At 70.6% G+C, this 13701-nt stretch carries 8 protein-coding genes; 2 read left to right on the forward strand and 6 right to left on the reverse strand.

Going from position 1 to position 13701, the window contains the following annotated elements; all coding sequences use genetic code 11:
• Nucleotides 1-79: 79 nt before the first annotated feature.
• The gene (locus VFZ09_RS40190) at nt 80-964 is read right to left on the reverse strand and encodes a hypothetical protein (protein WP_329733084.1); all 885 of its coding nucleotides are present in this window, start codon (nt 962-964) and stop codon (nt 80-82) included.
• Between the two features lie 104 nt (nt 965-1068).
• Nucleotides 1069-6354 (reverse strand): ATP-binding sensor histidine kinase, encoded by a 5286-nt coding sequence (locus tag VFZ09_RS40195; RefSeq protein WP_329733085.1) that lies wholly within the window; start codon nt 6352-6354, stop codon nt 1069-1071.
• 224 nt (nt 6355-6578) lie between these two features.
• On the opposite strand from VFZ09_RS40195, the gene VFZ09_RS40200 reads away from it, so the two are divergent.
• Nucleotides 6579-7991, forward strand: a complete 1413-nt coding sequence (locus VFZ09_RS40200) for a hypothetical protein (protein WP_329733086.1) — start codon at nt 6579-6581, stop codon at nt 7989-7991.
• A 65-nt stretch (nt 7992-8056) separates the two neighbouring features.
• Nucleotides 8057-8680, forward strand: a complete 624-nt coding sequence (locus tag VFZ09_RS40205) for a Uma2 family endonuclease (RefSeq protein WP_329733087.1) — start codon at nt 8057-8059, stop codon at nt 8678-8680.
• Nucleotides 8681-8717: 37 nt separating this feature from the next.
• Here the strand turns inward: VFZ09_RS40205 and VFZ09_RS40210 are convergent, their stop codons facing one another.
• The 4 genes from VFZ09_RS40210 to VFZ09_RS40225 form a co-directional block, all read right to left on the reverse strand.
• Nucleotides 8718-9254: a hypothetical protein gene (locus VFZ09_RS40210; RefSeq protein ID WP_329733088.1), complete on the reverse strand. Its 537-nt coding sequence runs from the start codon at nt 9252-9254 to the stop codon at nt 8718-8720.
• Nucleotides 9241-10089: a DUF692 domain-containing protein gene (locus VFZ09_RS40215; protein ID WP_329733089.1), complete on the reverse strand. Its 849-nt coding sequence runs from the start codon at nt 10087-10089 to the stop codon at nt 9241-9243. Before VFZ09_RS40215 ends, VFZ09_RS40210 begins: the two co-directional genes overlap by 14 nt.
• The gene (locus VFZ09_RS40220; RefSeq protein ID WP_329733131.1) at nt 10086-11024 is read right to left on the reverse strand and encodes a TIGR04222 domain-containing membrane protein; all 939 of its coding nucleotides are present in this window, start codon (nt 11022-11024) and stop codon (nt 10086-10088) included. The genes VFZ09_RS40215 and VFZ09_RS40220 overlap by 4 nt, the downstream gene beginning before the upstream one ends.
• A gap of 250 nt (nt 11025-11274) precedes the next feature.
• Nucleotides 11275-13335: a PilZ domain-containing protein gene (locus tag VFZ09_RS40225; RefSeq protein ID WP_329733090.1), complete on the reverse strand. Its 2061-nt coding sequence runs from the start codon at nt 13333-13335 to the stop codon at nt 11275-11277.
• Nucleotides 13336-13701: the final 366 nt, after the last annotated feature.

The following is a 13701-nucleotide window of genomic DNA, read 5'->3' on the forward strand; positions in this document are numbered from 1 at the left end:
CAGGCCAATCGTGCTGCGCCAGCCTCCGACTCGCCATCCGATGACCATCCCGCAGAGTCGCCCGCGATGAAGGAGGCCCTCACGCCGCGGACCGGGCCCGTTCCTCCGTGTCGAACGGGATGAAGCGATCCGGGTACGGCCGGGCGGCGGCGTCCACGTCGGCGCGGAGCACCTCCTCCATGAGCCGCTCGCGTCCGAAGAGCTGGTAGTACTCGGGCATCCCATCCACGATGCCGCGTGCCACCAACGGCAGCAGCCGCTTCGCGATGGCCAGCCCCGGTCCGTCCAGCTGGCTGCGCGCGTAGTGCACGTGCCCCACTTCATCCACCATGATCTGCGCGAACAGCTCCTCGATGCGCGCCAGCGGCTCCGGCTGGTCCGAGAACAGCTCCCGCGCCTTGTGCAGCAGCAGGTGGAACATCGCCACGCCGGTGATCTCCCCGCACAGAATCAACGGCAGGCCCAGCTTCTTCGGCAGCCGCGCCATCGTCTTGATGAGCCATTGCTGGCCGAGGCCCGGATCCAACATCTCCATCTCGAGCCCAATCACTCGCAGCGCGTCCCGCAGAATCCGCGTGTGATAGAACTCCTCGATTCCGATGTACGTCGCCGGGTCCCCCGGATCGCCATTGCGCTCCGCGGTGCCAATCCGGTGGGCGTACTCGACGCCGAAGCGCTCGCTCCGGTTCGTCTTCGCCACGCACAGCGCCCAGAGCGTGGGCTCGTCCAGCTTCTCCTCGGGCCGGTACCGCACGTGGTGCCGGTCGAACACGTCCTGGCGCACCACGGGCGCTCCGGTGCGCCGCACGGGCCGTTGCTCCACCTCCTGGTAGAACGCCTCGCGCACCGAGAACGTATGGGATTGCCACTGGGGCTCGCCGTCGCGCCCGCGCAGGTAGGCGAGGTAGCGCCGGTGGAAGTCGGCCTTCTGGGTCGGGGACAGCGGCGTGAAGAGGTCGGTCACGACGGAGGCTCCTGCTCACCTGGGGGAAGGGACGTCGAGGCTGCCAGGGCCCGAGGAGCCCCGTCAAACGACCCTCCCCGCCCCCCTCCGGCCACGTCCACTCCCTACTGGAGCGGGAGCTCCAACGTGGCGGTGGCACCCTTGCCTGGCCCGTCACTCTCCAGCAGCAGGTGGCCTCCCAGCAGCTGGGCCGCCAGCGCGCTCGAGTGCAGGCCGAACCCATGCCCGTCCCGGCGCGTGGTGAAGCCGTGCGAGAAGAGCCGCTCGCGGATGCCCTGCGAGATGCCCACGCCGCTGTCCACCACCTGGATGCGCGCCAGGTCCCCCTCCAGGGAGAGCCTCACGGACATCCGCCGCTCGCCCTCGGGCACCCCATCCAGCGCGTACCTGGCGTTGCTGATGAGGTTGATGAGGATTTGCAGCACCTTGTGCTTGTCGACCCGCACCCGGCGTGAATCCCTCACCTCGCGGATGACGGTGACGCCGTGGCGCTCGAGCGCCGGCATCTGGATGCGCAGCGCGTCGTCCACCAGCTCCGACAGCTCGCACTCGTCGAGGAGCAGCGCCGTCCTGGCGTAGTCCTGCTGCACCTGGACGATGGAGCGGATGTGCTCCACGTGCCAGCCCATCTCCGTCAGGCCGTCGCACACCTTCGTCTGCTCCGCCAGGAGCGTCTCGGCGAGCGCGGAGATGTAGTCCGGCATCCGCAGCCCACGGGGATCCCTCGTGAAGAACTCTTCCAGGCACCCGCGGTGCTCCTCCAACAGCGCCGACACCTGCTTGAGCCGGCCGAGGCGCGAGCCCGCCACCGTCTCGCGCAGCACCTCCAGGTTGACCACGGCGCTGGTGAGCACGTTGCCCACGTTGTGCAGCACGTTGGAGGCCACTTCCGTCATGCCCACCGCGCGCGCGGTGTCCACCAGGTGGGCCTGGGCCTGCCTCAGCTCCCGCGTCCGCTCCTCCACCCGTGCTTCCAGCTCGTCATTGGCGCGCCGCAGCGCCGCCTCCGCGTGCTGCACCTCCGCGTACAGCCTCGCGTTCTCCATGGAGATGACGGCCTGCGAGGCCAGGTGCCCGAGCAGCGTGAGGCGCTCGGGGGTGAAGGCCTCGGTGGTCAGCTCGTTCTCCAGGTACAGCACGCCGTAGAGTGCCTCCTGGCGCAGCAGCGGCAGGCACAGCACCGAGCGGACCCGGCCCCGCGCGAGGTATTCGTCGGCCACGAAGGCATGGGGCCGCGTGGCATCGCCGAGGAGCACGTGCTCGCGCGTGCGCTTGACGTAGGAGAGGAGCGTCCACGGCAGCTCCCGGGACGCCTCGGCTTCCGGCTGGACGAGGGCCTCTCCCGGGGAGACGCCGCAGATGGCCATCACCCGGAGCTCGTCCCCTCGCGCCAGCACCAGGGCGCCCCGCCGGGCCCCCGCGTTCTCGAGGGCCACCTGCAGGAGCGTGTTCACCAGCCGCTCCTGGACGATCTCCCCGGAGATGGCCTGCTGGGCCTTCACCACCGTCAGCGCGTCGATGCGCGTCGAGCCCGTGCTGTCCTCGCATCCCTGGGAGTCCACCGCGAGCGCGAGGTCCGGCCAGCGGGCCTCCCACTGCTTCACCTTGCCCAGGGCGCCCCAGCGCAGGTACGCCTCCCGCGCCGAGCGCGCATAGGCGTCGGCGATCGTCTGGAAGCGCCGCTCGCGCCAGAAGTTCGCCGCCAGCTCGCTGGCCAGCGCCACGTTCTGGATGAAGCCATGCTCCCGGGCCGAGTGGACCGCGTCCTCGTAGGCGCGCGCCGCCTCCTCGTTGCGCCCCATCACCCGGGCCAGCTCCGCGGCCACCATCCGCTCGGGCGCCAGGAAGGTCTCGGGGCAATGGCCCGCCCACTCCGCCAGCTGCCGCTGGTGCCCGCCAATCTCCTCCAGCCACCGCTCCCGCTCCCCGGGCGCCTCCCCCGGTGGACACGCGGCCAGCGTCAGCCCCCGGTACAGGTGGAAATCCAGCAGCTGGATGTGGCCGAGGGAGGACCAGGCGAGCGCGGCGGCCTTCTCTCCCGCCTCCCGCGCCTCCGCGTACGCGCCGCACATGAAGCGCGCCTGCATCTTCAGAATCCAATACCAGCACCGCATGGTGCTCATGCGCTCGGGCGTCAGCCCCGCCTCGAAGGCTTCCTCCTCGAGCTCCTCGCCGCTCAGCGAGCCGAACGAGCGCGTGTGCCCGCGCAACTGCTGGATGTAGGCCCGCGTGCAGCGGATGACCTCGCGCACGTCCAGGTACCCGGCCCGGTGGGCGAAGTCGTAGCGGGCCACGGACTCCGCGTACACGTCATCCAGCGGGTAGCCCAGCGCGAGGCAGTCCGTGACGATGTGGTTGCAGCAGTAGCACGCCACCTGGAAGTCCCCGCCCTGCAGCGCGTGGTGGAAGGCGCCGCGGATGAGCTCCAGCGAGCGGGACAGGGGCCGCGTCCAGTAGTTGATGAGCTCCAGGCTGTAGAGCGCCATGCCCCGGGCCGAGGCGAAGCCATGACGCTCCACCAGCGCGCAGGCGAGCTCGCCAAAGGCATACCCCTCCCGGTACTTCTTGAAGGCGGGCCCCAGCACCAGGCCGTACCAGGAGTACCCGTGGACGGACGCCTCGCTGTTGCCATGCCGCAGGCTGAGCGCCACCAGCCGTGAGAGCGTGAGGATGAGCAGGTGGTTGTCGGTGAAGAACGTGGGCGTGAAGAGGGCGCCCAGGATGCTGAGCACCGCCTGCAGGTCCGGATCCTCCACCCGCGGCAGCTCCACGAGGCTCTCGATGGAGCGCTCGCCCAGCAGGGCCCACACCTCGTCGTTGGCGGCCACCACCTCCTCCCAGGAGGGATGGAGCGCGATGGGCATGCCCAGCCGCTCCAGGCACTCCAGCAGGCTGGAGACGGACGCCTGGATCTCCCCGGCGGCCAGGTGCAGCTCGCTCCTCAGGCGGTACACGGCGGCGGTCTGCGCGGGGGTGCGCGCCTGGGAGAGCAGCTCCCCGGCCAGGGCGAGCGTCCCGGCGGTGTTGCCACTCATGAACTCGCTGGTGGCCTGGTCCATCCGCAGCTGGAAGGCGAACGCGGGGTCCGTCGTCCACGGATCTCCTGGAATCAGCTCGAAGGCCGTCGTGAAATAGACGATGGCCGAGCGGTGCGCCGTCGAGCGCCTGGCCCTCCAGCCCGCCTCGGCGTTGAGCCGCGCCACGCGCAGCCGCTCCTCGGGGGTGGTGAGCAACTCCAACCCGGCGTTGAGCTGCCCCACCACGTCGAAGAGCTTCTCGCGCAGCTCCTCGGGTGTCAGGCGCTCCAACGACAGCCGGCCGATGCGCAGGTGCACGGCCTTGCGCTCCCGCTCGGGGATGAGCGCCTGCGCCGCCTGTTGGATGCGATCATGGAGGAAGCGCAACTGCTCCGGGCCCCCGCGCGCCACCAGGCCCTCCTGGAGCGCGGGCTCGAGGCCGTCCTCCACCTCGTTCCGCGTGAGGCCGGAGACGAGGGCCAGCATCGGCAGCGGGAAGACATTGCCCACGCACGCCGCCAGGCGCAGCAGGTGCTGCGTCTGCTCCGGCAGCAGGCGCAACCGGCCCACCATGAAGTCGACGACGTTGTCCGAGTAGCCCCGGGCCCGCACGCCCGCGGCATCCCACCGCCACCGCCCCTCCGCCGTGCGCGTCACCAGCCCGTCCTGGTGCAGCGTCAGCATGAACTGGATGAGGAAGAAGGGATTGCCCCCCGTCTTCTCCAGCACCACGGCCGAGAGCGGCGCGACGATGTCCTCCCCCACTCCCGGCAGCGCGTCGGCCACGAGTTGCTGGAGCTGCCCGCGGCTCAACGGCTCGAGCCGGATGCCGGTGAGGCGCGCGTCCGTCTTGCGCAGCTCATCCAGCATCAGCATCAACGGGTGCGAGGGGCTCACCTCGTTGTCGCGGTAGGCCCCCACCCACAGCACCGGCGGCACCTCCGGGTCCACGAGCAGGTGCTGGATGAGATTGAGGCTCGCCAGGTCCGCCCACTGCAGGTCATCCAGGAACACGACGAGCGGATACCCGGCGTGGGTGAAGGCACCGAGGAACCGCTGGAAGATCCGGTGGAAGCGGTGCTGCGCCTCGGCGGGCGGCACCTCCTGGACGGCGGGTTGCCGGCCCACGACGAGCTCCAACTGGGGCACCAGCTCCACCAGCACCTGGCCCTGCTCGCCCCACGCCGCGTGCAGCCGCTCGCGCCACGTCGCCAGCTCCTCGTCCGTGCCCGCCAGCAGCTGCTGCACCAGCCCGCGGATGGCCTGCGACAGCGTCGCGTACGGCACGTCCCGCTGGAATTGATCGAACTTGCCCTGCAGGAAGAAGCCCCGCCGCTCCACCACCGGCCGCTGCAGCTCGTGGACGGCCGCCGACTTGCCGATGCCCGAGTAGCCGCTCACGAGCACCAGCTGCGGCCGGCCTCCCCGCGCCGTCCGCTCGAAGCGCTCGAACAGCGTGGCCACGGCGGCCTCGCGCCCGTAGAGCCGCTGCGGCATCTGGAAGTGGTGCGGGAAGTCCTGCTCGCCCAGCGCGAAGGCCTCGCGCTCCCCGCGCAGCAGCCGCTCCCGGCACCGCTCCAGGTCCGCCTTCAGCCCGTCCGCGCCCTGGTAGCGCTCCTCGGCCACCTTCGCCAGCAGCTTCATGACGATGGCCGACAGGGCGGGCGGCACCGACTCGAGCACCTCGTGCGGCGGCCTCGGACGCACGGCCAGGTGCGCGTGGAACCAGCCGAGTGCGTCCTGCGCCTGGAAGGGCAGCGCGCCCGTGAGCAGCTCGTAGAAGGTGACGCCCAGCGAGTAGAAGTCCGTGCGGTAGTCCACCGCCCGGTTCATCCGCCCCGTCTGCTCCGGGGACATGTACGCCAGCGTCCCCTCGATGGCGTAGGACAGCGCCGAGTCCACGTGCTCCACCCGCTGCAGCGTGGCCGAGCCGAAGTCGATGATGCACCCCTCCCCCTCTGGCGTGAGGATGAGGTTGGAGGGCTTCAGGTCCTTGTGGATGACGCCGCGCCGGTGGATTTCGCCGAGCGTCGCGGCCAGGGAGATCGCCAGCGAGAGGAAGCGGGTGATCTCCAGCCGCTGGCCCACGCGTCTGGACAGGGGCTCCCCCTCCACCTCCTCCAGCAGCAGCAGGGGGCGCGAGTGGGTGAGCTCGCACGCATGGACGCGGGGCACCCCTCGCACGTCCCGGAGCCGCTGGAGGAGGCCCTGCTCACGCCGGTAGCGCTCCCACTCGCGCGGGCCGGGCGAGGGCTGCAGGGGCGTCTTGATGATGACGGGCCGGTTGTCCGCCCCACACACGGCGTGGAAGAGGTGGTTGGCGCTCGTCGCTCGCAGGGGCTCGAGCAACGTGTGGCCCGGGATGTTCATCATGGTATGGCCTCAAACCGGTTCGGTTCTTTCGGCCACGATCGGCCTCTCCCCCCTGCCCGCTGCTCCCCACATCCCTGGCGGGGAGCAGCGCCCGCCTGATGAGCGCCTTCGCGGCATGGCTGCTTCGTCAGTGCAACTCCTGATGCCACGACCGGCGAGTGTTCCGCAACGAACATATCACCGGGCGTGGGTGCGCTACGCTGACGGTGCGAGGGAGGAGGGCCATGAAGCACGAGGCACACATCCGGGAGCAGGCACAGCTGGCCCGGCGGCTCTCGGACGAGCGGAGCCACCTGTTCGAGCAGGTGCCGTTCGCCCGGGAGCTGGAGCGAGGAGAGCCGGAGCTGGAGCGGATCGCCCGGCCGGTGGTGGCGGTGGCGGGCGCGGCCCGGGTGGGCAAGAGCACGCTGAAGCGGGCGCTGGGCACGGAGGTGCCCTGGAAGTGGCTGGAGGTGGAGTCGGGCGGCGGCGGGGAAACCGGAGGCCTGAGCGTGGGCGGGCTGGCCGAGCACTGCCTGCTGGTGCTCACGGCGGGGGAGGCACCGTCCGGGGAGGTGCTGGCGTGGCTGCCGCGGCTCGCCGAGGCGTTCCCCGAGGGCTCGCTCCAGGTGGTGCTCACGCGCTGCGATGCGCTGCCCGAGGGGATGCCGGCGGGCACCGCGCGCGAGCGGCTCGAGCCGGTGCTGCGGGAGGCGGTGCCCGCGCGGACGCTGCCGGTGCTCACCGTGTCGGGCAGCACGGGCGAGGGGCTGGAGGCGCTGCGCGCGCAGGTGGCGGAGGCGCTGGCGCGGCGGCAGCGGGTGCTGCTCGAGGAGGCGCTGAAGGACTGGAGCGGCGTGCTCGCGGACGTGCACGCGCTGCTGGGGATGAGGGAGCTGGCGAGGCTGAGGCCGGAGACGCTCACGCGCCTGCGGCTGGGCCTGGACGATCTGCTGCGGGAGGAGGGCCGGCGGTTGGAGGGCGAGCTGCCCCGGCTCGCGGAGGAGAGCGTGCGCGAGCTGGAGCCGCGGCTGCCGGAGACACAGCGCGCGTTGACGCGGGCCTTCCGGGAGAAGCTGGGCGCGCGGGTGGAGCCGCGCTCGCACGCGCTGCGCCAGCGGCTCGACCAGGTGCTGGCGCGCGAGCTGGCGAGAGACGTGGAGGACAAGGCCGGGGGCAAGGCGCGGCTGGAGCTGGCGGACCGGTTCGGCCGGCTCGTGGAGCCGCGCTCGCTCTTCTTCGATTGGGGCTTCGCGAAGAGGGGCGGAGTGGCGGGAGTGGGCGCGGCGATGGTGACGGGGGTGGCGCGCAAGCATGGAGGGTGGGCGGTGCTGGGAGCGGCGCTGCTCGGAGGCGTGCTCGCGGGCCTGCTGGGCAGGGGCGCGAAGGTGAACACCGCCGAGGAGCTGAAGCGCGTGGTGGCCGAGCCACTGCTGGAGGACTCGCTGCGGCGGCTGAAGGAGGCCACCGAGAATTCGCGCGCGGATGTGGAGAGGTTGTGCGGACTGCTGCGGAAGGTGGCGGAGATCTTCTCGCCCGAGCAGGCGCGGACCCATGACGTCGAGCGATGGGGGCAGGCCGTCACCGAGGCCGAGAGCCGGAGGGAGCAGCTCGGCCGGGAGCTGACGGAGCTGCAGTGGAAGGACGCGCGCGCGTAGGGTGTCGAGTGGAGAGTCTCGAAGGGAGACGGTTCCCGGCCCCGGCATTGCACGGGGCGAGGGGCATGATGAAATCCTCAGTCATGGCCATCCGCCGTCCACCCGAGTCCGAGTCCACCGAGCGAAACGCCCCGTCCGTCGAGGCGGCCTTCCAGGCAGCGCCGGAGGAGATGGTGGCGCAGATCATGAACGGTGCGTTGCACCTCAGTCCGCGTCCGGCCCGCCCGCATGCCAACGTCACGTCGAACCTGGGCGGCATCCTCATGGGGCCCTTCAAGTTTGGCAGCAGTGGACCGGGCGGGTGGGTCATCATCGATGAACCCGAGCTGCACCTCGGCCCCGGCCCGGACAAGCTCGTACCGGACCTCGCCGGGTGGAGGCGTGAGCGCCTGCCGCGCGCCGTGGGAGGCAAAGAGGCTCCAGCACACTACGATCTCGCGCCGGACTGGGCGTGCGAGGTCCTCTCCGAGCGCACGCGGCGCAGGGACAAGGGCCACAAGATGCGCATCTACGCCCGGGAAGGCGTGCGGCACGTGTGGCACGTGGATCCGCTGGCCCAGACGATTGATGTGTTCCGGCTCATCGAGAGGGAATGGCTGCTCGTCCATTCCTTCGCCGGAGGCGAGCGGGTACGCGCCGAGCCCTTCGAGGCCCTCGAACTGGATCTGGCGCTCGTCTGGTCCGAGTAGCTTGCCACGAGAGCGCCATGAGCGGGGTGAACAGGTACTACGACCTTTGGGACGACCAGCGGCGGCCGAGCACCACCGGGACTGCCATGCCTGCGGGCAGTCTGAACCAGCGCTCGCCGTGGCCCGCCCAACGGATACCCAGGAGGCGGTACCCGCTTGCTGGCAGCACGCCATGCACCAGCGAGAATCCCCGGCGCGGCACCAGTCCATCTCCGCTCCGGCGGAAGCGGAGATCCACCCCGAGCACCTGCCGGCTCACGGCCTCCGGCAGGGGGCCCTCCCGGGACAGCAGCTCGATGAAGGCGCGTCCATCCGCCAGCGGCCCACCCCGCGCGGGCAGCGGTGTCTGTCTGGCGAATGCATCGAATCTCTCCCGGAACCCGTCTCCCAGGGCCCGGGCCAGCGAGGGCCAGGTCCGCGCCACCGCCCGGCGCCGCTTGGACGCGAGGGACTCCGCCGCCGCCTCCACGTCCGAGCGCTCGAAACCCGGAGGCGATGGCGCGCTCCCCGTGAGGGCCCGCAGGAAGCCGGCCTGCGCCCGCTCGAGCCGGTGCCGTGCGTCATCGGACGGCATGCGCCCCCTCCCCTCGCGAGAGGACTCCGGTGATGGCGTCCAGCTCCGCCGCCAGCTCCGCGTCCGGTGGAAAATGGTCATCCCGCTCGAGCAGCACGCCCGGGGGCCGGGTCCGTTCACACAGGGCCGCGAGCAGCTCGAGCGGCTCGCGCGGCAACGGGTGCGCGTGGGTGTCGTGGTAGCGGCCCCCCTGCTCGACGCCTCCCGCCATGTGCACGTAGGCGAGCCGCTCCCATGGCAGACGCTCCAGCCACGAGAGCGGCTCCCAGCCATGGTTCCTCGCGTTCGCGTGCAGATTCGCCAGGTCCAACAGCAGCAGCGTGTCCGTGCGCTCCACCAGCTCCGCGAGCAGGGTGGCCTCGTCCAGCTCCGGCGAGGGCCACTCGACCAGCGTGGCGATGTTCTCCAGCGCCAGCGGGACGGGCAGCGCCTCCCGCGCCAGCCGCACGTTCTCCACCAGCACCTCCAGCATCTCGCGCGTGCGCGGCACCGGCAGCAGGTGTCCCGACTCGAGGCCCCCCGCCCTCACGAAGCAGACATGATCACTGACGAGCACCGCGCCCACGCGCTCCGCGACCCGGGCCAGGTGCTCCAACCGGCGCGGCTCGGGGGGTGCCGCTCCCCCCAGCGAGAGCGACACCCCGTGCAGCACGAACGTCATCCCCCGCTCGCGCAGGTTCTCCAGCGCCGGCGGCAAGGGACCCCGGGGCTCGAAGTCCTCCGCGAGCAGCTCGACGAAGCCGAGCCCCGGATGGCGATCGATGAAGTGGGCCAGCTCGGGCCTCCAGCCCATCCCGAGCCCCAACGTCCCCGGCCACCGCTCCCCAGGTGTCATCCGCCGCCTCCACAGCCGCCACAACCGCCCCCACCCCCGCAGCTGCTGCCTCCGCCTCCTCCGCAGCTGCTGCCGCCCGAGCCGCTGCAGCTGCTCCCTCCTCCGCCCCCGCCGTACCAGTAGGGACCTCCTCCCCCGGACGTCCAGCCGCCACCGCTCATGAGGGGAGCCGCCAGGTGCAGCAGCGAGTGCTGCAACTCCGCCAGGGCGGGCAGCGTCACCACGGAGAGGCCGAAGAGCCCCATGAGCAGGAGGGACTCCTTCTCCGGCAACCCGGACGCCGCCTGTGCCCGCGCCGTGGTGACGAGCGCCGCGTTCTGCCGGCACAGGGTCTTGACGACCCGCTTGCCCCGGAGCGTCCGCGTGTCCCGCGTCATGCGCTTGACGAAGAGGATGGACCCCACCGTCCCCACGACGAGCAGCACCTTCAGGTATCCCGTGGGCCGGTTCCACGACTGGGCGAGGTCGAGCTTCACCAGGCCGATGATGATGATCGCTCCCAGGAGGTAACTGGGGATGCGTTTGAGCCGGAGGCGCTCATCGCTGGAGAGCAGCAACCTTTTCCTGATCAGCTCCTTCGCGAAGAGCTCCTCCGCGACCACCATCGCCTGTTGATGGACCGATCCGATCGACCGCCCGTCCTCGGGCAGGGAGTCGTGGATGGCGAGCTCGAGCGGATGCCAGAACCTGGAGGTGTGGGCTCGCTCGCCCCTGAGGAGGCGCTTGGCCTGGGCGTCGTAGACGAGATCGCCCCGCTCGACCAGATGGGCAATCACCGTATCGGCTGCCCTCTTCCCGCCCCCCGCCAGGAACGCCATCGCGTAGGGATCGAGATCGCGATCCGCTGGCGTGCCCTCGTCGCCCGGCCCGCGCAGCCTCTTGATCAGGAGGTACGCCGCGATGAATCCCACCCCCAGCAGCGTGATGTAGAACATCAAGAACTGCGGTCCACGGAGATAAAAGGGAAACATCGTCACCCTCCATCCGAAGCCATTCCTGTCTGTTGAACATGGGAACGGTTCGGATGGATTGAGCTTGCTCTGACAGGCCGTCTGGACAGGAACGGACCGCTCAATCCCTCACCCCAGCCCTCTCCCAGAGGGAGAGGGAGCATCGCACGGGCTCAACCCGGGAGACGTGGCACCCTCACCCCGTCCCTCTCCCGGGGGGCGAGGGGATATTTGCTCACAGATCTCCCCTCGGGGTCGTCGCCTCGCACAGGTGCTCGATGAAGTCCGGCAGCAGTTGTGCCGAGAGGATCCAGATACGTCCCTCTCCCAGGTCCACCAGCTTCGCCTTCTCCGTGTACCCCGTGTGCTCCGTCTCCACGTAGTGCACGAACACGTTCAGCCCTCGCGCCCGGTACCACTCCGCCGCTCCCGCCAGCAGCGCCAGCAGCGCTTGCTGCCCCTCCTCCGAGGCCTCGTCCACCAGCGAAATGACTCGCAGCCCGTCCAGCACGTGGAACAGGTTCAACCCCACGTGCGCCGTTTCCAGGATTCCCACCGCCAGCGCGCGCCCGTCCTTCCGCGCCACCAGCACGTCCCGCTCCCGCTTCAGCCCGGCCTCGGCCCACTTCGCCTTGAGACTCTCGAGCCCGAACCGCTCCGGCACCAGGTCCAATGCCTCCCGGTACGCCTCCGGCCTCGTCTCCTTCAGCCGCTCGAACAGCGCCGCCTTCTCCTCCTCCGCCGGCGCCCCCAGGCTGAAGCCCTCCGGCATCTCCCACTCCCGCCTCGCGTCCGCTTCCATGAAGCGGAACGGCACCATGCACGCCTGCCCCGTGTGCTGGTACCACTCCGCGAAGTCGAACGCCGTGAAGCGCACCCACCTCACGTTCGCCTCGCAGTACGCCAGGAACCACTTCACCTCCGGATCCGTCTGCGCCGGCTCGAACCCTCTCAAATACACGTCCCGCAACGCCTCGCGCGCCGTGCTCCTCAGCTTCTCGTTGCGCGGCTGGTGTCTCGCCAGCTGGTGCGCCAGCCAGCTCCCCGAGTACGGCTTCAGCCACGACAGGCTCGCCTCCACCGACTCCCCACCCGGCATCGGCCTCACCACCCGGTAGCCCAGCCTCCGGTACCCCTCCAGCCTCTCGTGCGCCTCCCGGTACTCCGCCTGCATCCGCGCGAAGTCCCCCGGGCTCTTCCCCGACAGCCGGAAGTACCCCGAGCGCTCGAACAGCTCCCACGTCCCCCGGTTCCAATCCCCAGACACCCGCGTGTTCGGATGGCTCTGCTCCTCCACCAGCTCCCGCCAGCGCGCCAGCTCCCGCTCCCCCAGCGGCTCCACCTTCATCCCGCACCGCCGGCCCAGCGCCGTGCCCGTGATGTTGCGCACCTCCGCCCGCATCCTCACCGGCTCCCCTCCCGGCACCCCCACCTCCAGCTCCGGCAGCACCAGCCCCGGGTACAGCAGGTCCTCCCCCGGCTGTGTCGCGAACGACAGACCCTCGTACGAGATATCCGTCAGCTCCCGCTCCACCCGCACCTGCGGCCACAGCGGATGCCCGAACCGCGCCGAGCACCCCTCTCCCGCCGGTGCCCTCCTCAGCTTGCGGTGCCGGTAGCGCACCAGCTCCCGCGGCAGCGGCACACCCCACAGCCCGTCCTCGTACACCGCGTGCTCCACCCAGAAGTGCAGCACCGAGCTGAAGCCAAACACCTCCAGCGTGAACGGCACCGGCGGCAGCGAGCCTCTCACCTCCCACGACACCCGCCCGTCGTACTTGTCGTAGAGCGCCGCCACCAGCTCCACATCCCCGCCCGCGCACCGCGCCATCCCCCGGCACCGCCTCGCCGTCAGCGCCTCGAAGATGCGGCCAATCCGGTCCACCCGCGTAATCCGCTCCCGCCAGATGGGGTGCGAGCTCGGCGCCTCGAGCTGGCCCAGATCCCTCCAGCCCTCCAGCATCGTCACGATGTGACGGCCCTGGTCCAGCGGCGGCGCCACGAAACGCAGGCTCAGCTCCGGCCGCTCCTCCGGGCCCGGCTGGTACTCGTTCACCACCTCGGCCCTCAGCATCTGGGCCTCGCCTCCCACGCCCAACAGCACGTTCGTCCGCTGGCCCGGCCTCAGCCCCGTGGGCCTCGCCAGGCTCAACGTCAGATGCTCCGGCGACAGCTGCACCAGCCTCCCCGCCGAGTGCAGCTCCCCCACCTCCGCCACCGCCGCCAGCCCCGGTCCCATTCGGTAACCCAGGCCGCTTTCCCGCGTTCGCACGCGCTCCGCCTTCTCCGTCGCCATGGGAACTCCGTTTGTCGTGGAGAGCTGATTTACGTGAACACTGAAAGTTTTTTGCCCCACCGTCGTACCGGCCACCTGGATGGAATTTCGGTTCCGCCAATGTGGACACACGCCCAAGCCCTTGCAGCGGCACCCCGGGGCCGGATCTCCGGAAGCGTTGCTGCCCAACCCCGCCTCCGTGGCACGCCGGACAGTGAACAGCTCCCTCGTACCGCCGGTAGGCATTGCCTCCTCCCCTCGCCGCACCCAGGGCATGGGCATTCCGTGCCTCCTGGAGTTTTCTTCTGGTTCTTGAGAATGAACCCCCGGACACCTCACCCCCCGAGCTTCCGTGTCACACCAGGCTCAGCGGTTCGTGGGTACTCG

Source organism: Archangium sp., assembly GCF_036277355.1.
Taxonomy (GTDB): domain Bacteria; phylum Myxococcota; class Myxococcia; order Myxococcales; family Myxococcaceae; genus Archangium.

Excerpts from the sequence above, each read along its gene's own strand:
- VFZ09_RS40210 (WP_329733088.1), bottom strand. The coding sequence starts at position 9,254 with ATGCCGTCCGATGACGCACGGCACCGGCTCGAGCGGGCGCAGGCCGGC.
- VFZ09_RS40205 (WP_329733087.1), top strand. The coding sequence starts at position 8,057 with ATGATGAAATCCTCAGTCATGGCCATCCGCCGTCCACCCGAGTCCGAG.
- VFZ09_RS40195 (WP_329733085.1), bottom strand. The coding sequence starts at position 6,354 with ATGATGAACATCCCGGGCCACACGTTGCTCGAGCCCCTGCGAGCGACG.
- VFZ09_RS40215 (WP_329733089.1), bottom strand. The coding sequence starts at position 10,089 with ATGACACCTGGGGAGCGGTGGCCGGGGACGTTGGGGCTCGGGATGGGC.
- VFZ09_RS40220 (WP_329733131.1), bottom strand. The coding sequence starts at position 11,024 with ATGTTCTACATCACGCTGCTGGGGGTGGGATTCATCGCGGCGTACCTC.
- VFZ09_RS40225 (WP_329733090.1), bottom strand. The coding sequence starts at position 13,335 with ATGGCGACGGAGAAGGCGGAGCGCGTGCGAACGCGGGAAAGCGGCCTG.
- VFZ09_RS40200 (WP_329733086.1), top strand. The coding sequence starts at position 6,579 with ATGAAGCACGAGGCACACATCCGGGAGCAGGCACAGCTGGCCCGGCGG.